The following is a 20978-nucleotide window of genomic DNA, read 5'->3' on the forward strand; positions in this document are numbered from 1 at the left end:
CCCAGCCAGGGAAGGGCAGCCGAAAACTCCAGTTTCAAACGCTTCAGTCCTCAGGGGGGCAAAGCACATTCAGGCGCTTGGCGATAAAGCTGAAGCACCACGTTCCGAAGCTCAGGCGCCAGCGGCCGTAGCAGCACTCATGCCTGAACTGCAGCAGGGATCAAAGATAGTTGCGTGCCACGGCAATGGCGACGGCCTGAGTGCGGGTCTTGGCGCCCAGCTTGGCACAAGCTTTCAGCGCCCGCTGCTTGACCGTCGACTCCGCAATTTCCAGCTGCGTTGCCGTCTCGAACTGGCCTAAACCATCGCGGAAACATCTTAGCACATCCAGTTCTGCCACAGTCAGCGATGCCCGGTTGAGAACCAGGTCCGTCCATAGGGTGAATCGGGCAATGCATCTGGCCACTTCCTCGTCCGTGAATTCACGGTCAGGATGGGACAGGGTCAGGAAAGAGCGCTTGCCTGCCACTTTCCGTGAGATGGCAACTCCATAGTTCAGCTTGAACCGGCGCGCTGCCAACATGACCCCACGTAGGTCCGGGATACGCACTTCGGACCAGCGGGCTGAGCCGTCGTGCGTCATGGTCCACATCGCAATGGGATCACCGAAGAAGTAGTTCCTTTCCTCATAAATGGCGCGCCACGCGTCAGGATAAGCGTTGAACAGGTGTTCCGGCCCCCGAAAGGTCAGGTTGAACCCCATGATCCAGCCCGTCGGCGCCAGACTGTGCATCTGGGCAATCTCGTCATCGAAGTTCGGAATCAGGTCGTTCAGCATCCTGGCGCCTTTCTGACGGTTGTCGAAATCGGGGATATGCCTTTTCGGATATACTGAAAAGGCAATTGTGCACCTTTTTACGAGACAAGACCTCGTCGCAGTAGCATTCCGTTAACACCCGTAAACAGCGGTGAACGAAGGAACCAAACATGATGATCTCTCCGAGGGAACCCAAACTGGCCACTGCGGAATTCAGCCGCGACATGGTCGAAACCATGCTGACTTATTTCGACGCCTACGCGGACGACGGGGTGCTGCAGGTGGAAGTGACCAGCTGGGGCCTGTGGCTGCCCAACAAGGTGACAGGGGGACGCCAGTTCCTGGGCCTCGCCAAGATTCCCGATCACGTCAAGCAATAAGGATAATTCCGATGACCATTCAAAAAGACAATTCCATCAAGGTCGAATTGATCTCCCTGCCGCGCGACATGGCGCGGTTCAACCTGGTGACCAGCTTCTTCAAGCTGCGCAAGCAGATCTTCGTCGACCGCATGGCATGGCCGCTGCACCATGCTGACGGGATCGAATTCGAACAGTATGATACATTCGACACCGTTTATGTCATTGCCCATCAGGATGGCCGCGCTGTTGGCGGGGCACGGTTGAAGCGGACCGACTGCTCGTTCGGAGGCGGCAAGGTGGTTTATTCCTACATGATCCGTGACGCACATCTGGGCCTGCTGCCGGGCATGCCCACGAACCTGTGTCATGATGAGCCCCCTGTCGATCCCCAGGCTTGGGAACTGACGCGCTTTGCCGCCCTGCCCCTGCCCGGCCTGGCCGAGAGGATCCTGGAAGCCTCCAACACTTATCTGCATCAGGTCGGTGCCTCGGACTGCCTGTTCCTGGGACCGCCGGCCTTCCTGCGGATGGCGACACGGCTCGGCTGGACCCCTCGGCCCATGGGGGACCTCGTGTCGAATGACGACGGCAAGTTCCTGGCCTTTTCCTGTGCGGTGCGCCAGCCGCAACTGGCAGCCGCCTAACAGCCGGAGGCGGGGCCGCGCACAGGTTCCGGCCCCGCCCCCCTCAGGGTCCCCGCACCAAGCCTGCCACGGATACCGCGCGACAGCGCGTCGATGCCGGCCGTCACCAGGCCCGTTGCGGCCAGGATGATGACCGCACGGTCCAGCCGCAGTTCCCCGATGGCATCGTCCAGAAAAAAACCGAGCGTTGCGATCCCCAGGATCCCCATGATCGCGGACTCTCGGATGATGATTTCCCACCGGTAGAGACACAGCGCGACGAACGGACCAAAAAGTCGCGGCACGATTTCCCAACCCCACAGGGTCAACCCGGTGGGTGCATCAGGACGCAAGGTCAACCCTTCTGCTTGACGCCCCAAAAGGTGGCCGATGATGGCCCCATTGTGCAGTCCCAAGGCCAGAACCGCCGGCAGCATCGACGGTCCCCAGACCTGCAGGAACAGATAGGCCAGCATGTATTCCGGAAAGGACCGCAGCACGACCAGAACCAGATGTCCCAAGGCAGCGCCCAACCGCCCCGTGACGCGGGGCACGATCAGCGCTTGGCCCAGAAAGGCCACCACACCGGCCAGCACCAGTGCCAGTTGCGCCACGATCAGTGTCGCCGCCAGTCCGGGCAGGATCGCTCCCCCCGCCAAATCCCACAGCCAAGGCAGCAACTGCCCCGGATCCCCCTCCCGCAGGGGTGACGGGATGATGTCCCGGCTCAGAAATCGCCACAACGCCCCCTGCCCCATCGGTGGCGTGGTGACCGTCGCCAGCATCGCGACCGCAACCGCCAGCCACAGCACCGCCAGGCGCGGCCGCATCCACAATCGCAGGCTGGCAATCAGCACGATATAGATGGCCATGACGGCCCCCGCCGCACCGTATTCCCCTTGCCGGAAAAAGCTGTCCAGTTGAAAGCCGAGCGTTGGCAGCCCGACGAACCCCAGCACCGCCGAGGACCTCAGCCCGCATTCCAGGCGGTAAAGAGCATAGTTCACCATCTGAGCTTTCGCCAGCGGCGCACGCGCCCACAGAAACCGGGTCAGGGCATCGGCGCGGGGGCCCAGCCATGCCGACGGGCGCGGGTCTGCTTCATCCAGCATCTCCGACAGAACCTTGGCAAAGATGCCGGCATAAGGCAGCGCGATGGCCAGAATGCCAGTCCCGACGCCGATGCCAAACACCTGCAGCAGCATCAGGGCCCAGAAAAGTTCGTGCACCGAGCGCAGCGCGATAGCGAAACCGCGCACGGACCGCCGCCGGTAGAAGGGTGCCATGCAAAGGCCCGCCACGCCGCCAAGTGCGACACCTGCAACAGCGAAGGCCACGGTCAAGGCGACAGCGCGGAAAATTTGTTCGACGGCGGAAAAATCGGGGGCAAGAAAGCCGCGGCCCATGCGCGCCAGCGCGGCCCAGGGGTCATGGCCCGCCACTGCCAGATCCGCCACCGGCAGGCATAGTGCCGCGACCGCAACAAAGGCCGCGACAACGCCGAGGCGCGACAGGCTAGCGGGCATAAAGCGCCTCGATGTGTCGGGCCTCCAGACGCTCTGCAGAAAGGTCGAACAGGAACGTGCCGCCTTTCAGGCCGATTACCCTCGTGGCGAATGCGCGGGCAGTTGCCACATCATGCAGCGCCAGAACGGCGGTCGGAAAAGCTTTGCGGATCGCGGTGGCCAAGGCCTCGGCGTGATGCGGGTCGACAGCGGACAGCGGCTCGTCCCCCAGGATCACATCACCTCCTCGGTGCAGCGCGCGGGCCAATGCCACACGCTGCTTCTGACCACCTGACAATGCCTCGACTGCCCGGCCGCCCTCTTCCTCAAGTCCCACTCGGGCCAGATCGGCCAAGGCGGCGGTGCGGTCTGCGCGAGACGGTCGGATCAGGGTGCGCAGGTTGCGCCAGGGCCCGTGGTTGTCCAGCTGCCCCATCAGCACATTTCGCAACGCACTCAATTGCGGAACCAGCGCTGTATCCTGGGGAACCAAGGCAACACGCAGGGATCGTGCCAGCATCGCCTGATGCAATGCCGCAATCAGCGTCGACTTGCCCGATCCGCTTCGCCCCAGCAGCGCCACGCGTTCGCCGGGGTCTACCGACAGGCGTACCCCTTGCAGGACCGTGGTCCCGCCATAGCCGAGGTCCGCCCCGTGCAGCAGCTGCATGACTCTGCTTACTCCAGAAGATCCAGCTGTCGGCCGACCTCTTCGATGGGGGCATAATCCTCGTTCGCCGCCGGAATGAAGGAATTGCGCGGAAAGGCTGCCAGCAGCTCGGGATCGTCCATCCCCACCAAGGCTGCTTGGACACGGTCGGCAAAACCCTCGCCCCATCGCTGGTCCACGTCACCCCGGATCGTCCAGTTATAGTCCGGATAGGGCGGCGTCTGCCAGATGACCTTGGCGGTTTCGATCTCGGGGGCACCGTCGGTGACGGCCTGGTCATAGACGGCAAAGTTCAACGCGCCGACCTGCCATGCGCCCGACGCGACCAGTCGCAGCGTCTGGCTGTGATCGCCGGAAAAGCCGACGCGGCCAAAAAACTCCTCCGGTGCCTCGCCGGTGTTTTCCCGGATGGCATGTTCCGGCATCAAACGTCCCGACGTCGAAGTCTTGGCGCCGAAGGTAAAGGACATTCCGCGCGCTTCTTCGGGAAAATCCTCCGAAGGGGACAAACCGGTTTCGGTGTTGGCAATGAAATAGCTGACGAACCGGGTGTCCTCGTCGCCTTGCGCAATGGCGCGGGCCCCCGGCACCAGTAGACGCGCCTGGACCCCCGACAGCCCGCCGAACCAGGCCAACTGCACCTGGTCGTTGCGAAAGGCCGTGACGGCGGCGGGATAGGATTTGACCGGCACGAACTGCACGGGCACGTCCAGCTCTTGCGACAAATAGTCCGCGACAGCGTTGAAGCGTTCGCTCAAACGTGTCTCGTCCTCGTCCGGAATGGCCGAGAAATACAGCGTGTCTTGGGCAGAGGCGGTTCCTGCCAGTGTCAGGCAGGCGGCAATGATCGAGGCATAACGGCGCAGAAGCATGGGCAAAACCTTTGATGAAGGGACAGGACGGGGTCGGCGGGACCGTTTCGCCGGGCCTCGCACCGTGTCGTCAAGCCCCCGCTGCGCGGCGGAACCGATCGGCCCGAACGCACCCGGCGCATCGGCTTGTCACGTCTTTTTAACCAAGCCGGGGGAGGACACGCAAGGCGTCCCGTCTTGACTTGGACCGTTCAAAGGCCGACGATAGATGTGTACCTATCTATCGTGGACAGGCAAAGGGGAGGTCCCATGAATATCGACCTTTCGCGCCGCGGCTTTTTGAGGCTGGCGGGTGCGGGGGTTGCGGCAACGTCGCTCGGAGCCATGGGCTTCGGCGCAGCAGAGGCAGCAGAAGCCGCGCATGTGCGCCCCTTCAAGCTGGCGACGACGACGGAAACACGCAACACCTGCCCCTACTGCTCGGTCGCCTGCGGCATCATCATGTACTCCAAGGGCGACGTGAAGACCGGCGAAACCGCCGAGCTTCTGCACATCGAAGGCGATGTCGATCACCCGACGAACCGTGGAACGTTGTGCCCCAAGGGGGCGGCGCTCAAGGATTTCGTTCATGCGCCGACGCGCCTGACGCATCCGCGCGTGCGCCGTCCGGGTTCGGACCGCTTCGAGGAGATTTCCTGGGACGAGGCGCTGAACAGCATCGCCCGCGCCATCAAGGATGATCGCGACGCGAACTTCATTGCCACCAACGATGTCGGCACGCCGGTCAATCGCTGGACCACGGCAGGATTCCTGGCGGCTTCGGCCGCGACCAATGAAACCGCATGGCTGACCTACAAGACGGTGCGGTCCATGGGTATCGTCGGATTCGACAACCAGGCGCGCGTCTGACACGGCCCTACGGTGTCCAGTTTGGGCCCGACATTTGGCCGTGGAGCGATGACCAATCCATGGACTGACATCAAGAACACCGACCTGGTGATCGTGATGGGCGGCAATGCCGCCGAAGCGCATCCCTGCGGCTTCAAGTGGGTGACCGAGGCCAAGGCCCATCGTGGGGCCCGGCTGATCGTGGTCGACCCGCGCTATACCCGCACGGCTTCCGTGGCGGATTATTATGCGCCCATTCGTCCGGGCAGCGATATCGCCTTCCTGATGGGGGCGATCCGCTGGTGCATCGAGAACGACAAGGTGCAGTGGGATTATGTCCGCAACTACACCAACGCCAGCTTTCTGGTGCGTGAGGACTTCGGCTGGTCCGACGGCCTTTTCACCGGATATGACGAGGAAAAGCGCGACTACGACAAGTCCACCTGGGACTACCAGATCGGCGACGATGGCTTCGTGCTGACCGACCCGACGCTGCAAAACCCGCGCTGCGTGTGGAACATGCTGAAGGCGCATGTCGACGTCTACACGCCCGAATTCGTGGAAAACATCACCGGCACCCCGCGCGACAAGTTCCTGACCATCTGCCAGATGATCGGCGAATGCAGCGCGCCCGACCGGACCATGACCTCGATGTATGCGCTTGGCTGGACCCAGCACTCCAAGGGGGCGCAGAACATCCGCGGCATGGCGATGCTGCAGTTGATTCTGGGCAATATTGGAGTCCGCGGTGGCGGCATGAACGCGCTGCGCGGTCATTCCAACATCCAGGGTCTGACCGATATCGGCCTGATGTCGAACCTGATCCCGGGCTATCTGAACATCCCGACGGAAAAGGAAACGGACTGGCAGACCTATCTGTCCACCCGCACTTTCACGCCGCTGCAGCCGGGCCAGACCAGCTATTGGCAGAACTATCCCAAGTTCATGGTCAGCTTCCTCAAGGCGATGTGGGGCGATGCCGCCACGGCCGAGAATGACTGGGCTTATCATTATCTGCCCAAGCTGGACGTGCCGGCCTATGACATCCTGCGCATGTTCGAACTGATGAACCATGACAGGGTGAACCTTTACTTCTGCCAAGGCTTCAACCCGCTGCTGTCCATTCCGAACAGGGACAAGGTCACGCGCGGGCTGTCACGGCTGAAGATGCTGGTCGTCATGGACCCGCTGTCCACGGAAACCTCGCATTTCTGGCAGAACCACGGCGCGCACAACGACGTGGACACCGCCAGCATCCAGACCGAGGTCTTCGAACTGCCCACGACCTGCTTTGCCGAGGACGAAGGCGCGTTGGTCAACTCGGGCCGCTGGCTGCAATGGCACTGGGCGGGGGCAACCCCTCCGGGCGAGGCCAAGCATGACACTTGGATCATGGCGCAGATCTGGCTGCGGGTGCGCGAGCTTTACCGCCAGGAAGGCGGCGCATTCCCCGACCCGATCCTGAACCTGTCCTGGGATTATGCCGACGCAAACGAACCCATGCCCGACGAACTGGCCCGCGAGATGAACGGTCGCGCGCTGGCGGATCTGACGGATCCGGCAACGGGTGCGCCGGTCCTGCAGGCGGGGCAGCAGGTGTCCGGGTTCGGTCAACTCCGCGACGACGGGACGACCATGGCCGGCTGCTGGATCTATGCCGGCAGCTGGACCGAGGACGGCAACATGATGGCGCGTCGGGACAATTCCGACCCGGGCGATGCCGGCATGTTCCTGAACTGGACCTTTGCCTGGCCCGCAAACCGCCGTGTGCTGTACAACCGTGCCTCGGCTGACCTTCAGGGCAAGCCATGGGATCCCTCGCGCCCGCTTGTCCAATGGAACGGCGAACGGTGGGAAGGACTCGATGTCCCTGACATCGCCCCGACTGCCAAGCCGGGCGAAGTCGGTCCCTTCATCATGAACCAGGAAGGGGTTTCGCGCCTCTTCAGCCGGGGCATGATGCGCGACGGGCCGTTCCCGACGCATATGGAACCCTTCGAAAGCCCGATGGCCAACGTGTTCAACCCGCGCATGCGCGGCAACCCGGTGGCCAGGATGTTCGAAGGCGACGTGGCGCGGCTGGGGAACAGCGACGAATTTCCGTTCGTCGCCACCTCCTATCGCCTGACCGAGCATTTCCACTACTGGACCAAGCACAACCCGGTGAATGCCGCATTGCAGCCCGAGTTCTTCGTGGAAATCAGCGAGGAACTGGCAGCCGAGCGTGGCGTCGCCAAAGGCGGGCGCGTCCGTGTCTGGAGCCAGCGCGGGCAGGTCTGGGCCAAGGCCGTGGTGACCAAGCGTATCCGCCCGATGACCTGCGACGGCAAGACCGTCCATGTCGTGGGCATCCCGCTGCACTGGGGTTTCATGGGGGCCGCCCGGAAAGGGTGGGGACCGAACAGCCTGACGCCCTTCGTGGGTGACGCCAATGTGGACACGCCCGAATTCAAGGCGTTCCTGGTCAATATCGAACCCGCAGCAGAGGAGCCGGTCGCATGAAGGATATCGCCACTGGCCCGACCACCGCGGTTTCGAACCCGCCGGTCCAGCCGACCGAGGCTTATTTCGACGCGCGCGACGTCGTGCGCATCTCGGCCACCCGCAACGTGCCGCAGCCAGAACGCGAACTGACAAAGCTGGCCAAGCTGATCGATGTGTCAAAATGCATCGGCTGCAAGGCCTGCCAGTCTGCCTGCGTCGAATGGAACGACACCCATCCCGCGGTCGAGGAAAACGTGGGGGTGTATGAAAACCCCCACGACCTGACTCCGAACATGTTCACCCTGATGCGGTTTTCGGAATGGGTGAACCCGGAAACCGACGATCTCGAATGGCTGATCCGCAAGGACGGCTGCATGCACTGCGAGGATCCCGGCTGTCTCAAGGCCTGTCCGGCCCCGGGCGCCATCGTGCAGTATTCGAACGGCATCGTCGATTTCATCCACGAGAACTGCATCGGCTGCGGCTATTGCGTGCAAGGCTGTCCCTTCAACATCCCACGCATCAGTAAGGTGGACCACAAGAGCTACAAGTGCACCTTGTGTTCCGACCGTGTCGCGGTGGGTCAGGGTCCGGCCTGTGCCAAGGCCTGTCCCACCCAAGCCATCGTCTTTGGCACCAAGGACGACATGAAGGCCCATGCGGCCGAGCGGATCGATGATCTGAAATCGCGCGGCTACGAGAACGCGGGACTCTACGACCCGGCAGGCGTGGGGGGGACCCATGTGATGTATGTGCTGCATCATGCGGACAAACCCGCGATCTATGCTGACCTCGAGGAGAACCCCCGCATCTCGCCGATTGTCGAGGGTTGGAAAGGCGTGACCAAGACCGCGGGCCTTGCCGCCATCGGTCTTGCAGCCGTGGGTGCCACACTGCACGGCCTCTTTGCCCGGGGCAACGAGGTCGAAGAGCATGATGACCAGGCCGCCGACACGCTGGTGAAGGGCGGCGACCCTGATCACGATCATGATAAGGGAGGGCACGTCTGATGTCGCGCCGTCCCTTCTATTCCGAACCGGGCGACCGGATCGACAGCACGGCACCTGTCACGGTCAGCCGGTATCGCGGCTTCATCCGGGGCAACCACTGGCTGACCGCAGTCGCGCTGATCGTCCTTGCCTTGTCGGGGCTGGCCCTGTTCGACCCGTCGCTCTATTTCCTCACGGGACTTTTTGGCGGGGGGCAGACCACGCGCTGGCTGCACCCGATCGTGGGCGTCGTGCTGTTCTTCAGTTTCGCGCTGATGTTCATCCAGCTGTGGCGCCTGAACATGCCACGTCCGGAAGACACGACCTGGGTCACCAAGTTCGGCGATGTCGTCAAGGGCAACGAAGATGCGCTGCCTGAGCTGGGGAAATACAATCCCGGGCAGAAGTTCATCTTCTGGGCCATGTCGGGCCTGATCCTGGTGCTCATCGTCACCGGGGTCCTGATCTGGCAGCAGGTCGTTGGTCATATGGTCAGCGTGCCGGTACGCCGCGTGGCGGTGCTGGTCCATGCCATCTCGGCGGTGCTGATCCTGCTGGTCTTCATCCTGCATGTTTATGCAGCGATCTGGACACGCGGCACATTGCGCGCCATGACACGGGGAACGGTGACGGGTGGCTGGGCCTGGCGGCACCACCGCAAGTGGCTGCGCGAGATCGCCAGCCGTGACAACAAGGGCCCGGCGGAATAAACCGCCAGCCTGCGCCTTTGGCCGGTCGGTTCGGAGAAGCACATGACGACAACCATCCATCCTGATCCTTCGGCCATCGGCGGCGTCCCCAAGGCGCCGCTCGTCTTTTTGCCAGACCCTGCACGCCTGTTCGCCACGCGGTCCAAACGCCTGTCATTCCTGGCAGACAGCGGAAGCAACCTGGCTGCCTATTTGCAGTTTCTGGCCGATCTGGTGGACCTTCAGGCACGGCTGGCGGCTCAACTATCCACTCCGGCGCCCTTGGCCCCTGACCGCATCCGCATCGCGCGCGAAAGCCGCATGCCGCCCATTGACCGCGCGGCCCTGGCGACCGACGCAGAGCTTTACGACATTCTGGATCAGGTCCTGACCGGTGCTGCCCTTCTCGACATGCCCGAGCAGGCGCGGCTGGCACTGTCGGCGGTGACGGCTGCCCCCTTGGCCGACCGTCACTGGTTGCTCGAAAACGTCCTGTCGGACCAGATCCCCCAAGACAGCGTCGCACCACACCTGTTCGCGGCCGTTGCCGTGCAGCTGCACCTGGCGCGGCTGGCCGCGACACTGGACGCCACACAGCTGGTGCCGATCCGCACCGGCGTCTGCCCGTCCTGCGGCGGACGCCCGGCCACCTCCAGCGTCATCGGCGTCGGCGGATTGGATGGCGCGCGCTATGCCGCCTGCGCCTGCTGCCAGACGCAATGGAACGAGGTGCGTCTGACCTGCCTTTGCTGCGGCTCCACCAAGGGCATCAGCTATCGCAGCGTCGAGACGATCGAGGCGACGGTCCGAGCCGAGGTCTGTGCCGAATGCGACAGCTGGGTCAAGATCCTCTATCAGAACCGCAACCAGAGTCTCGAACCTGTTGCCGATGACGTGGCCAGCCTGGGCCTGGACATGATGATGAAGGAAACGGGCCTGCGCCGAGGCGGCTTCGACCCGTTCCTGACCGGTTACTGATGTCGGCGTTCAGGGCCCTGCCCTCTGTCGATCAGTTGCTGAAGGGGCTGCCCTCGCTGATCGACACGCATGGCCGCCAGGCCGTGACCGCGGCCGCCCGCGCCCGTCTGGACGCCGCGCGCGCCGCCATACATCACGGTGCCGCCGCCGAGATCGAGGCCGCACGCCTGCCCCATCTGCTTGCGGCCGATCTGGCCGCCGCCGCAGCCACGCAGTTGCGTCCGATCTTGAATCTGACGGGCACCGTGCTGCACACCAATCTGGGTCGCGCGATTCTGGCCGAACCGGCCATCCAGGCCGCCTGCGCGGCCATGGCGGCTCCCGTTGCGCTTGAATACGACCTCCAAACCGGCGGGCGCGGTCAGCGCGATGACCATCTGCGCGGCCTGTTGTGCGAACTGACAGGGGCCGAGGACGCCACCATCCTCAACAACAACGCTGCCGCCGTGCTGATCGCGCTGAATACCTTTGGGCAGGGCCGTCAGGCCATTGTTTCGCGCGGAGAACTGATCGAGATCGGCGGCGCCTTCCGTTTGCCCGACATCATGGCCCGCGCCGGTACCCGGCTGATCGAGGTGGGCACCACCAACCGCACCCATCCCCCTGACTACCGCGACGCGATCACGTCCGACACGGGCCTGATCCTCAAGGTCCATACCTCGAACTATCGGATCGAAGGATTCACGGCAGAGGTTCCTGCCCCGCAGCTGGCGCAGATCGCCACCGATGCCGGAGTCATCCTGCTGAACGATCTGGGTGCGGGCTCCTTGGTCGATCTGTCCCGCTGGGGCCTGCGCCGGGAACCGACGGTGGCCGAGGCCGTGGCCGAGGGTGCGGATCTGGTCACCTTTTCGGGCGACAAACTGCTGGGCGGACCGCAAGCAGGCTTCATCCTGGGCCGGCGCGACCTGATTGCCCGGATCAACGCGAACCCCATGAAGCGCGCCATGCGTCTGGACAAGATTCGTGTCGCCGCGCTCGAGGCGACCCTGCGCCTTTACCGCGACCCGGATCGGTTGGCCGAGCGCCTGCCGGTCCTGAGGATGCTGTCGCGCCCCCATAACGACATTGCCGCACAGGCGGCGCGGCTGGCGCCGCAAGTGTCGGCGCTTCTGGCACCCCATGGCTATGATGCCAGCCCTGTCGATTGCGCCAGCCAAATCGGTTCCGGCGCCCTGCCCACGGACAGGATTCCCTCGGCAGGGCTCAGACTGACGGGACAAGGCGGCGACGCGCCTGATCGTCTGGCTGCCCGACTGCGCAGCCTGCGCCGACCCGTCATCGGTCACATCCGGGACGGCGCGCTGATTCTGGATCTGCGCTGCCTTGGAGCGGATGCCGACCTGCTGGAAGCGCTGGCAGACCCATGATTGTCGGGACGGCAGGGCATATCGACCACGGCAAGACGGCGCTGGTCAAGGCGCTGACCGGAACCGACGCCGATCGTCTGGCCGAAGAAAAGGCTCGTGGCATCACCATCGACCTCGGTTTTGCCTATGCTGACCTTGGCACCGGCCTGGTCACGGGCTTTGTCGACGTGCCAGGCCACGAAAGGCTGATCCACACGATGCTGGCAGGGGCGGGCGGCATCGACCTGGCGCTGCTGGTCGTGGCTGCGGACGATGGCGTGATGCCGCAAACGCGCGAACATCTGGCGATCCTGAACCTTCTGGGCCTGAACCGTGGGCTGGTCGCGTTGACCAAGGCTGATCTGGCCACGGATGAACGGCGAGCCGAGGTGACAGCCCAGATCCGCGAAACACTGGCCGGCAGTCAGCTGGCCGACGCGCCCATCATTCCGGTATCGACCCTGACGGGAGAAGGGCTGGACGATCTGCGCGCCGCCTTGGTCGAGGCCGAAATCCGGACAAGCCAGCGTGGCGCGGCAGGACCTTTCCGGCTGGCGGTCGACCGCAGCTTTACGCTGCAGGGGGCGGGAACGGTGGTGACGGGTACGGTGCTGACAGGGCGCGTGGCCTTGGGCGACCTGGTGACGATCAGTCCTTCGGGTCTTGCGGCGCGGGTTCGGGGCATTCATGCCCAGAACCGTCCGGCTGCCGAAGGCTTGGCAGGCCAACGATGCGCGCTGAACCTCGCGGGCGAGGCCGTCGCCAAACAGGCCATCCACCGCGGCGACATCGTCCTGTCGCCGGCGCTTCATGCGCCCACCGACCGTATCGACGCGCGTCTGACCGTGCTGCCCACAGAACCGAAGCCGGTCGGCACCTGGTTTCCGGCCCGCCTGCACAGCCACGCGATCGAGGTCGGTGCCCGCATCGTTCCCTTGGGTGAACCCATCGCGCCCGGACAGGCGGGCCCGGTGCAGATCGTGCTGGACAGGCCCATCGCCGCAGCGATCGGTGACCGTTTCATCCTCCGCGATGTATCGGCCAGCCGCACCATCGGCGGTGGCCGGTTTCTGGACTTGCGCCCCCCTGCCCGCAAGCGTCGCACGCCCGAACGCCTTGCCCTGATCGACGCCGCGCGCCCTGCGGACCCGGGCCGTGCACTGGCCGCCATGCTGGAGGTCGCGCCACAGGACCTGCCCACCTTTACCCGTGACCGCAGCCTTGCCCCCGACAGCGCAAGGCTGGTACTGGATCAGGCCGGCGGCACGATCGTTGGCAGCCTCGCCTTGTCTGCTGCGCATCTTGACGCTCTGCAACACGGTATAAGCGCTGAACTGACCGGCTTTCACGAGGCCAATCCGGACCTGCCCGGCATGGGCCGCGAACGCTTGCGCCTGTCGCTGACCCCGCGCCTTCCCAAGGAACCGTGGCTGGCCCTGCTGCGGCGGGAAGCGGATGCAGAGCGGCTAGTCATGGACGGTGCCTTCCTCCGTCTGCCCGGCCATGAGGTCCGTCTGACCGAGGTGGACGAGGCGCTCTGGGCGCGCATCCAGCCCGCCCTCATGGGCGATCTGCGGTTTCGTCCGCCCCGGGTACGCGACTTTGCCACCGAATTCGGCATGGACGAACGTGAGGTGCGCCGCGTCCTCAAGCTGACGCAAAAGCTGGGCCGGACTGACCAGATCGCCCATGACCACTTTTTTGCCCGGCCCGTGACGACCGAAATGGTCGCAATCCTGCGCGATGTGGCCGCACGATCCGAGGACGGCTGGTTCACGGCGCCCGCCTTTCGCGACCGCGTCCAGAACGGGCGCAAGGTTGCCATCGAGATCCTGGACTTCTTCGACCGGCACGGGCTGACCCTGCGCAGGGGCGACATGCGCCGCCTGAACCCGCACCGGATCGACCTGTTCGGTTAAAGGCTGGCGCCGCCCTGCTCGACCACCGCCTCCATCGCCACATGGCTGGAGGTCGCATGCACATGCGGCAGGGACGAGATCTTCTCGGCCATGATGCGTCGGTAATGGGTCATGTCGCGCGAACGCACCTTCAGCAGGTAATCGAACCCGCCTGCGATCATGTAACATTCCTCGACCTCGGGGATGGCCCGAACGGCGGCGTTGAACGCCTCCAGCGCCTTCTGCCGTGTGTCGGTCATGCGGACCTCGACATAGGTGACATGGGTCAGGCCAAGGCGCACCGGCGACAGGATGGCGCGGTAACCGGTGATCAGACCTGCCTCCTCAAGCTGGCGGATGCGCAGGGCCACGGGAGTCTTTGACAGCCCCACCTTGCGGGCCAATTCCGTAATGGGGATGCGGGCATTGGCCGTCAGTTCCGTCAGGATGCGACGGTTGGTTGGGTCCAGAAGGTCGCTCATGATCCAGATCTGCCTTTCATTCTGGTGATCTTGACCATGGTTCTGCCTTTCTTTGGGCACATCGTCCACCGATGCAGGTGTATTCTATAAGAAATATCCGAAGGGGACCGCCATGTACGATCACGATTCCAACGACCTTGGGGCCGCCGCCAAGTTCCAGCCGGAAGGCCCCCTCCTTGAACGCCTCATTCGCGAGGCCGCGATCAGCGACCAGACCCGCGCCCGCATCAGCGCCCGCGCCGCCGGCCTGATCCGCCGCATCCGCGCCGAATCCAAGCCGACGATGATGGAACTGATGCTGGCCGAATACGGTCTGTCCACGCGGGAAGGCGTCGCCCTCATGTGCCTGGCCGAAGCGATGCTGCGAGTCCCCGACCGCGCCACCATCGATGCGCTGATCGAGGACAAGATCGGGCCGTCTGACTGGGGACGCCACTTGGGCGAAAGCGCCTCCAGCCTGGTGAATGCGTCGACTTGGGCCCTGATGCTGACTGGCCGCGTTCTGGACGACCCGCAGCCGGGTCTGGCCGGCACGTTGCGCGGTGCAATCCGCCGGCTCGGAGAGCCCGTGATCCGCACCGCCGTCACCCGCGCCATGCGCGAGATGGGCCGTCAGTTCGTGCTGGGCCAGACGATCGAGGCCGCGCTGGACCGCGCCAAGGGTCAGGAGGCGAAAGGCTATACCTACAGCTATGACATGCTGGGCGAAGCCGCGATGACGGCCCATGACGCCGACCGCTATGCCCAGGAATACCGCAGGGCCATCGCGGCCATCGCCGGATCCTGCACAAAAGGCTCGGTCCGCCGGAACCCCGGCATCTCCATCAAGCTGTCCGCACTGCACGCCCGCTACGAGGTGGCGCACGAGGCGCGTGTCATGGCCGAGCTGGTGCCCGTCGTGCTGGAGCTGGCGCAGCAGGCCAAGGCCGCCAACATGGGTCTGAACATCGACGCCGAGGAACAGGACCGGCTGGCCCTCTCGCTGAAGGTGATCGATGCGGTGCTGTCGGATCCGTCGCTGGCAGGCTGGGACGGCTTCGGCATTGTCGTACAGGCCTATGGCAAGCGCGCGAGCGCGATGATCGACAGCCTTTATGCACTGGCCTCCCGGCTGGACCGCCGCATCATGCTGCGCCTGGTCAAGGGCGCCTATTGGGACACCGAGATGAAGCGCGCCCAAGTCGAGGGACTGCCCGACTTCCCGCTCTTCACCTCCAAAACCGCGACCGATGTCAGCTATGTCGCGCTGGCCCGCAAGCTGTTGTCCATGTCCGATCGCATCTATCCCCAGTTCGCGACGCACAATGCCCATTCCGTCGCTGCCGTGCTGGAGCTGGCCGGCAACGACATGTCCTGCGGCGGGTTCGAGTTCCAGCGCCTGCACGGCATGGGCGAACGCCTGCACGACATCGTGCTGCGCGATCACGGCACTGCCTGCCGCATCTATGCGCCTGTCGGCGCGCATCAGGACCTTCTGGCTTATCTGGTCCGCCGCCTGCTGGAAAACGGCGCCAATTCAAGCTTTGTGAATCAGATCGTGGACGAGGCAGTCACCCCCGAGGAAATTGCACGAGATCCTTTTGATGCCTTGTCCGAGGCCCGTGCGCCGTCGGCGCTGCTGGCACCGGCCGCGCTTTATGGCGAGGGCCGGGTGAACGCCCAAGGCTTCGATCTGACGGCCAAGGACAGCCTGGACCGAATCTTTGCGGTCCGCGATGTGTCCGCACCGGACGCGGCTCCGATTTTGGCAGGGGACTCGGCATCGTATTGCGCCCCGTTCGCCATCACCAACCCCGCCACTGGCCAGACTGTCGCCCATGTCACCGAAGCCGATGAGGCCGTTGTCTCCCGCGCCATCGAGGATGCCCGCCCATGGAACGTCGCCGCCGCCGAGCGCGCCGCCGTTCTGCGCCGCGCCGCCGATTTGTACGAGGCCGACTTCGGCCCGATCTTCGGGGTCCTAGCGCGGGAGGCTGGCAAGACGCTGAACGACGCGGTTGCCGAACTGCGTGAAGCTGTGGATTTCCTGCGCTACTATGCCCAGCAGGGCGAAACTGGCTGTGACGCCGCCCGCGGCATCATCGCGGCCATCAGCCCGTGGAACTTTCCTCTGGCGATTTTCACGGGCCAGATCGCGGCGGCCCTGATGGCGGGAAATGCCGTTCTGGCCAAGCCGGCCGAGCAGACGCCGCTGATCGCCGCCCACGCTGTGCGCCTGCTGCACCAGGCGGGCGTTCCTGCCAGCGCCTTGCAACTGCTGCCGGGCGACGGTGGCATTGTCGGCGCAGCCCTGACACGTGACAGCCGCATCAATGGCGTCGTCTTTACCGGCGGCACGGAGACGGCGCGACTGATTGCCGGCAGCATGGCCCGGCACATGGCGCCGGGCACGCCGCTGATCGCGGAAACCGGCGGGCTGAATGCGATGATCGTGGACAGCACTGCGCTGCCCGAACAGGCGGTGCGCGACATCATGGCCTCTTCCTTCCGCTCGGCGGGGCAGCGCTGTTCGGCCCTGCGCTGCCTTTACGTGCAGGAGGACGTGGCCCCCCATGTGATCCGCATGATCCAGGGCGCGATGGACGAGTTGCGCGTGGGCGATCCGTGGGATCTGTCGACCGATGTGGGGCCCGTCATCGACGCCGAGGCCCAGCAGGGCATCAAGGATTATCTGGCGCAGCATAAGGACCGCATCCTGCACCAGCTCCCGGTGCCCGCCACGGGCCACTTCGTGCCCCCCACCCTGATGCGCGTGACCGGCATCGAGGATCTGGAGCGCGAGGTTTTCGGCCCGGTTCTGCATGTCGCCACTTACAAGGCGCGCGATCTTGACGCTGTGGTCGAGGCGATCAACCGACGCGGCTATGGCCTGACCTTCGGGTTACACACCCGCATCGACAGCCGTGTGCAGGAGGTGACGCAGGCGATCCATGCCGGCAACATCTATGTCAACCGCAACCAGGTCGGTGCCACCGTCGGCAGCCAGCCCTTCGGCGGCGAAGGACTGTCAGGCACCGGACCCAAGGCCGGTGGCCCGTTGTACCTGCCACGCTTTTTCGCGCCAGCCGCTCCGGATGCCATCGTGCGACCTTGGGACAAGGACGACAGCATCGACCGTCTGATGCAGGCTTTGCTTTCTCCCCCGCCTGCCCCTGCACCGGAGGAACAGCTGATGCCCGGCCCGACCGGCGAACTGAACCGCCTGCAGATGCTGGCGCGCGGGCCGGTCCTCTGCCTCGGTCCTGGCCCAGATGCGGTGGCCGCGCAGGAGGCAGCCGTCATTGTCGGAGGAGGCCAGCCGGTTGCGGTGCAAGGTGCGCTGGATCCGGATGCCCTTATCATCCTGCCCGGGATCAACGGCGTGCTGTGGTGGGGTGATGCGGAGACCGGCCGCGCCATGGCAATGGCTTTGGCCGAACGTTCGGGTCCTCTGGTGCCGCTGATCACGGCCCGTCCGGATCGCGCCCATCTGTGCCACGAAAGGCACCTGTGCGTGGACACGACCGCCGCTGGCGGCAATGCCGCGCTGCTGGCCGGCTGAAGTTCTGTCCCCTGCCAATGCCGCCTCGCCGTGGGAGGGGTTCGTTCCCGGTGGGGCGGCCGGATTTCGATTTCGGAATTTCATGCAGCGAAATCAGTTTCCCTTTGTTGCAAGTACCTGCTGAAAAGCCCGAACATATCGAGAGTATTGCAAACACTCCGCGCCTTCGCCCTCCCAGAGCAGAGAAAGATGATGGGCCACCCCATGAAGACGTGCCCGTGTTGTGGCAGCCCCTGATCAGTGGCTGGCGAACCGACTGAGGGCTATAAGATGGTTGCGCCGACTGTGATGCTTTGGTGAGTTATGTCGGGACAAACGTTGTTGGCAAGAATGTCGGCCGGCATACAGATAAAGCGGAAGCGACGGCACACTGGACCGGCGTCACCCGCAGGAGCAGCCCAGGCATGACCCTATCGCCGCAGAGATGCGCGAGCAGATTCGGGAGGTTCGGTTCAAAACGGGACATGTAGCATGCGGCGCAAACGGCTGTATGATGCAAAAGTCGGTGGATATGCTGGACGCCTTGACGGCCAGTGTGCCGGAACTGCGGGTTAGGACGGCAGTGGTGATCTGCCTAGGCCGATCGGACGGATGAATCGATCTGACATCCTTATCGAGAACGACGATGCCATTGGGACGAACGTCTGACCTGACTTAGGCCTGTCATCACCGCCCTCCTCTTCCTTACCTCCTTCAGCGCTGATGCTGACTTGCACCGCTTGAGCCCCCTCAACACACTGTTCTTTTGTGCATGCAGACGAATCTAGAAATGCGGCGCACAGTGGAATCAAGTCACAAGACACGGTGGCTTTTTAACCAGTGAAAGAAAGGGAGGTTCACGATGAACCTGCACCTTCAGCCTACCCAGTTCGAGATTGCCGAGATGAAAGAGCGCTTGCGCGAGCGTCGTGCGCTGTTTGATGGGGCAACGTACGATCGCCACCTTTTCGCGGACTTGATGCACATGATGAGGCGGATGACACCTGCCCAGGAAGAAGTGAACCACGATCGGAACGCTTGTCCTCCTAACGGTCACATTGCGGCTGAAGAGTACCATGCTCGTTCAGATTAAATGCATCTTAAGCATGTGCCAGCACTCTTCGCGAAAAGAGGGGCAGAAACATGCAATGTCATATCAAGATTGGCGAATGGCTCAAGAACCAGTGTGCATATATCAGTAGCATCCTGTGGGACTGCTGCGATGAGGTGGCCCTGCCTCACCCTAGCTTTCGGCAGAGAAGATGGGTGGAGCATCAGAGCAGCGCAGCAGGTGCGTGACCTAGAGCATGTTATCCCGCACCTGAAGACGGGCAGCTTCGTCGGACACTTCAGGACGGTGACGTCGCAAGTTATGCCAAAAATCTGGTGACGGCTTGATGAGGCGGCGATTTAGGAACCGTTCGAGGCCGTTTTTGAAGGCAATCCCACGGATGATGTCCGGCAAGCGGTCTGCCCCGTGCAGCTTTTGCCATTTTTGCCTGTGCAGACATCATCGGCTCAAGGGCCCTGACGAGGCCCAACTTGCAGCTCAGGCTGCCCTTTGTCCTGCCAGTGCGATGACGCACGGCCACGAGGGTGCTGTCCAGTGGGCTCGAGGCGCGGATGGACTTCCAGCGATTGGCAGAGAAGTCCTAAAACGCCAGTTGGCCTGCCGCTGAAAAGTGGTTCCCCTGAAGTATGGTTCTTGAGCCGATTGGAGATTGCGGGAACGCCTCAGAAGAGACACAAGCCGGAAGAGATCATCGCCAAGCTTCGGCAGGTCGACGTGCTGGTATCGCAAGGGCAGTCGGTGGCTGAGGCGGTGCGGTTGATTGGCGGGACCCAGTTCACCTAGTGCCGCTGCCGTGAGGAGGCTGACAGCTAAAAATATGGACTGGGTGAAGTGGCTGAAAGAGCTCGAGAAGGATCGAGCCATCAAGGCGCCATTGGTACAGATCAAAAGGGGAGAGAACAGCTGCGGAAGGCCATGTCGGATCTGACACTCCAGAAGCTCATTTTGCGTGAGGCTGCCTCGGAAAACTGTTGACCCCCGCCCGCCGCCCTCGCCGGGTCGACCTTGTCAGGCAGAAGTTGCTAATCTTGAAGCCCTCTAGCCTGTCGCGTACTCGGCTGTCGACGTATATGTCGAACGCTCGATGCAAAGAAACGCACTGCACAGGCGAGTCGACGAGGATGCACTGACTGCGGGTACTACGCGCTCGCCGCGCAACACGTTCGCCAAGGTTACCGGAGCAGAACGGCGCTACTGCGCCCTCAGATGACCACAAGACCAAAAGCCAAGCCGCCCATGGTGAAAATTGGTCTGCTATGCGGACAAATCTGCCGCTTGCCGCCAAGACTATGGAGACCTTGACAAAAGACATGCAAGATCAAGGAACGCTCGTCCTATTCTCAGTACGGCGGTTCCCGGGAACATCGCCTTCTTGAGCGTGTTTCTTGGAAGTCCACAGTTTATTGGCGATGGCAGACCGAGGTCGGTCCGTTGGCGCTTGGTCTCGGGTCCTCCGGCACCACCCATTCCCTTGCGGAACAGGAGCTGTGCCCCATGCCACCACGCTGCCATCCATCTCCCAAGGAGCGCATCGGCGTCATTTCCGATACCCACGGTCTGCTCCGCCCCGAGGCGCTGGAGGCTCTCGAAGGTGTCGACCGTATCCTGCACGTGGGCGATATCGGAGATCCCACCCATCTTGACGCGCTGGCGCGGATTGCCCCGGTGACGGCAATCCGCGGCAACATCGACCGCGGCCACTGGGCCAGAGCCCTTCCCGAAACGATGAGCCTCACGATCGGAGGCTTGCGGATCCACATGATCCATGACCGAAAGGCTTTGCAGGCTGATCCGGGAGCGGAGGGGTGGAACGTCGTGATCTCGGGCCACTCCCACAAGCCCGGCATCGAGGAAACCGGCAGCACCCTCTGGCTGAACCCCGGCGCCGCCGGCCCTCGCC

Annotated in this window: 16 protein-coding genes and 1 pseudogene; 12 read left to right on the top strand and 5 right to left on the bottom strand. The window is 63.6% G+C overall.

From position 1 onward, the window contains the following. Positions 1 to 160: 160 nt before the first annotated feature. Positions 161 to 778, bottom strand: coding sequence for an autoinducer binding domain-containing protein (locus ACLHHB_RS17325; RefSeq protein ID WP_410219531.1), 618 nt, complete (start codon positions 776 to 778; stop codon positions 161 to 163). 149 nt (positions 779 to 927) lie between these two features. Here ACLHHB_RS17325 and ACLHHB_RS17330 point away from each other — a divergent pair, with 149 nt between their 5' ends. Beyond that, a complete protein-coding gene (locus tag ACLHHB_RS17330; RefSeq protein WP_410219532.1) occupies positions 928 to 1137 on the top strand; it encodes a hypothetical protein in 210 nt (69 codons plus the stop codon). Between the two features lie 11 nt (positions 1138 to 1148). Beyond that, positions 1149 to 1763 carry an acyl-homoserine-lactone synthase gene (locus ACLHHB_RS17335; RefSeq protein ID WP_410219533.1) on the top strand — a complete coding sequence of 205 codons (615 nt, stop codon included), beginning with the start codon at positions 1149 to 1151 and terminating at the stop codon, positions 1761 to 1763. On the opposite strand, the gene ACLHHB_RS17340 is transcribed toward ACLHHB_RS17335, so the two are convergent. From ACLHHB_RS17340 to ACLHHB_RS17350, 3 genes are read right to left on the bottom strand one after another with little or no spacing between them, the layout of a single operon-like run. Then, a complete protein-coding gene (locus tag ACLHHB_RS17340; RefSeq protein WP_410219534.1) occupies positions 1760 to 3268 on the bottom strand; it encodes a PhnE/PtxC family ABC transporter permease in 1509 nt (502 codons plus the stop codon). The genes ACLHHB_RS17335 and ACLHHB_RS17340 overlap by 4 nt on opposite strands. Then, positions 3258 to 3917 (bottom strand): ATP-binding cassette domain-containing protein, encoded by a 660-nt coding sequence (locus ACLHHB_RS17345; protein WP_410219535.1) that lies wholly within the window; start codon positions 3915 to 3917, stop codon positions 3258 to 3260. Before ACLHHB_RS17345 ends, ACLHHB_RS17340 begins: the two co-directional genes overlap by 11 nt. Positions 3918 to 3925: 8 nt before the next feature. Beyond that, positions 3926 to 4789: a putative selenate ABC transporter substrate-binding protein gene (locus ACLHHB_RS17350; RefSeq protein WP_410219536.1), complete on the bottom strand. Its 864-nt coding sequence runs from the start codon at positions 4787 to 4789 to the stop codon at positions 3926 to 3928. Between the two features lie 249 nt (positions 4790 to 5038). Between ACLHHB_RS17350 and fdnG the strand changes: the two genes are divergently transcribed. Genes fdnG through selB form a run of 6 tightly spaced genes read left to right on the top strand, consistent with a single transcriptional unit; the run spans position 5039 to position 14025 of the window. Then, positions 5039 to 8119, top strand: coding sequence for a formate dehydrogenase-N subunit alpha (gene fdnG / locus ACLHHB_RS17355; RefSeq protein WP_410219537.1), 3081 nt, complete (start codon positions 5039 to 5041; stop codon positions 8117 to 8119). After that, entirely contained in the window at positions 8116 to 9111 is a 996-nt protein-coding gene (fdxH, locus tag ACLHHB_RS17360; protein WP_410219538.1) for a formate dehydrogenase subunit beta, read from the top strand. The genes fdnG and fdxH overlap by 4 nt, the downstream gene beginning before the upstream one ends. Continuing rightward, the gene (locus tag ACLHHB_RS17365) at positions 9111 to 9800 is read left to right on the top strand and encodes a formate dehydrogenase subunit gamma (RefSeq protein WP_410219539.1); all 690 of its coding nucleotides are present in this window, start codon (positions 9111 to 9113) and stop codon (positions 9798 to 9800) included. Before fdxH ends, ACLHHB_RS17365 begins: the two co-directional genes overlap by 1 nt. Positions 9801 to 9842: 42 nt before the next feature. Next, positions 9843 to 10757, top strand: a complete 915-nt coding sequence (gene fdhE / locus ACLHHB_RS17370) for a formate dehydrogenase accessory protein FdhE (protein ID WP_410219540.1) — start codon at positions 9843 to 9845, stop codon at positions 10755 to 10757. Next, positions 10757 to 12127: an L-seryl-tRNA(Sec) selenium transferase gene (gene selA / locus ACLHHB_RS17375; RefSeq protein ID WP_410219541.1), complete on the top strand. Its 1371-nt coding sequence runs from the start codon at positions 10757 to 10759 to the stop codon at positions 12125 to 12127. The genes fdhE and selA overlap by 1 nt, the downstream gene beginning before the upstream one ends. Next, positions 12124 to 14025: a selenocysteine-specific translation elongation factor gene (gene selB / locus ACLHHB_RS17380; protein WP_410219542.1), complete on the top strand. Its 1902-nt coding sequence runs from the start codon at positions 12124 to 12126 to the stop codon at positions 14023 to 14025. The genes selA and selB overlap by 4 nt, the downstream gene beginning before the upstream one ends. Here selB and ACLHHB_RS17385 read toward each other — a convergent pair. After that, the gene (locus ACLHHB_RS17385) at positions 14022 to 14486 is read right to left on the bottom strand and encodes an Lrp/AsnC family transcriptional regulator (protein WP_410219543.1); all 465 of its coding nucleotides are present in this window, start codon (positions 14484 to 14486) and stop codon (positions 14022 to 14024) included. The two genes, selB and ACLHHB_RS17385, sit on opposite strands and share 4 nt — an antisense overlap. Before the next feature lie 112 nt (positions 14487 to 14598). Here ACLHHB_RS17385 and putA point away from each other — a divergent pair, with 112 nt between their 5' ends. The 4 genes and pseudogenes from putA to ACLHHB_RS17405 all read left to right on the top strand — a co-directional run. After that, positions 14599 to 18027, top strand: coding sequence for a bifunctional proline dehydrogenase/L-glutamate gamma-semialdehyde dehydrogenase PutA (gene putA, locus ACLHHB_RS17390; protein ID WP_410219544.1), 3429 nt, complete (start codon positions 14599 to 14601; stop codon positions 18025 to 18027). A gap of 841 nt (positions 18028 to 18868) precedes the next feature. Beyond that, positions 18869 to 19099 (top strand): hypothetical protein, encoded by a 231-nt coding sequence (locus ACLHHB_RS17395; protein ID WP_410219545.1) that lies wholly within the window; start codon positions 18869 to 18871, stop codon positions 19097 to 19099. Between the two features lie 627 nt (positions 19100 to 19726). After that, positions 19727 to 20067 (top strand): annotated as a pseudogene (locus ACLHHB_RS17400) (hypothetical protein); the annotation flags it as partial. 505 nt (positions 20068 to 20572) lie between these two features. Continuing rightward, on the top strand, positions 20573 to 20978 hold a 406-nt coding region (locus ACLHHB_RS17405), incomplete at its 3' end, for a metallophosphoesterase family protein (protein ID WP_410219546.1).

Source organism: Paracoccus sp. (in: a-proteobacteria), assembly GCF_046462195.1.
Lineage (GTDB): Bacteria > Pseudomonadota > Alphaproteobacteria > Rhodobacterales > Rhodobacteraceae > Paracoccus.

Excerpts from the sequence above, each read along its gene's own strand:
- ACLHHB_RS17330 (WP_410219532.1), top strand. The coding sequence starts at position 928 with ATGATGATCTCTCCGAGGGAACCCAAACTGGCCACTGCGGAATTCAGC.
- ACLHHB_RS17365 (WP_410219539.1), top strand. The coding sequence starts at position 9,111 with ATGTCGCGCCGTCCCTTCTATTCCGAACCGGGCGACCGGATCGACAGC.
- selA (WP_410219541.1), top strand. The coding sequence starts at position 10,757 with ATGTCGGCGTTCAGGGCCCTGCCCTCTGTCGATCAGTTGCTGAAGGGG.
- ACLHHB_RS17340 (WP_410219534.1), bottom strand. The coding sequence starts at position 3,268 with ATGCCCGCTAGCCTGTCGCGCCTCGGCGTTGTCGCGGCCTTTGTTGCG.
- fdhE (WP_410219540.1), top strand. The coding sequence starts at position 9,843 with ATGACGACAACCATCCATCCTGATCCTTCGGCCATCGGCGGCGTCCCC.
- selB (WP_410219542.1), top strand. The coding sequence starts at position 12,124 with ATGATTGTCGGGACGGCAGGGCATATCGACCACGGCAAGACGGCGCTG.
- fdxH (WP_410219538.1), top strand. The coding sequence starts at position 8,116 with ATGAAGGATATCGCCACTGGCCCGACCACCGCGGTTTCGAACCCGCCG.
- ACLHHB_RS17395 (WP_410219545.1), top strand. The coding sequence starts at position 18,869 with ATGAACCTGCACCTTCAGCCTACCCAGTTCGAGATTGCCGAGATGAAA.
- ACLHHB_RS17345 (WP_410219535.1), bottom strand. The coding sequence starts at position 3,917 with ATGCAGCTGCTGCACGGGGCGGACCTCGGCTATGGCGGGACCACGGTC.
- ACLHHB_RS17385 (WP_410219543.1), bottom strand. The coding sequence starts at position 14,486 with ATGAGCGACCTTCTGGACCCAACCAACCGTCGCATCCTGACGGAACTG.
- ACLHHB_RS17325 (WP_410219531.1), bottom strand. The coding sequence starts at position 778 with ATGCTGAACGACCTGATTCCGAACTTCGATGACGAGATTGCCCAGATG.
- putA (WP_410219544.1), top strand. The coding sequence starts at position 14,599 with ATGTACGATCACGATTCCAACGACCTTGGGGCCGCCGCCAAGTTCCAG.
- ACLHHB_RS17335 (WP_410219533.1), top strand. The coding sequence starts at position 1,149 with ATGACCATTCAAAAAGACAATTCCATCAAGGTCGAATTGATCTCCCTG.
- ACLHHB_RS17350 (WP_410219536.1), bottom strand. The coding sequence starts at position 4,789 with ATGCTTCTGCGCCGTTATGCCTCGATCATTGCCGCCTGCCTGACACTG.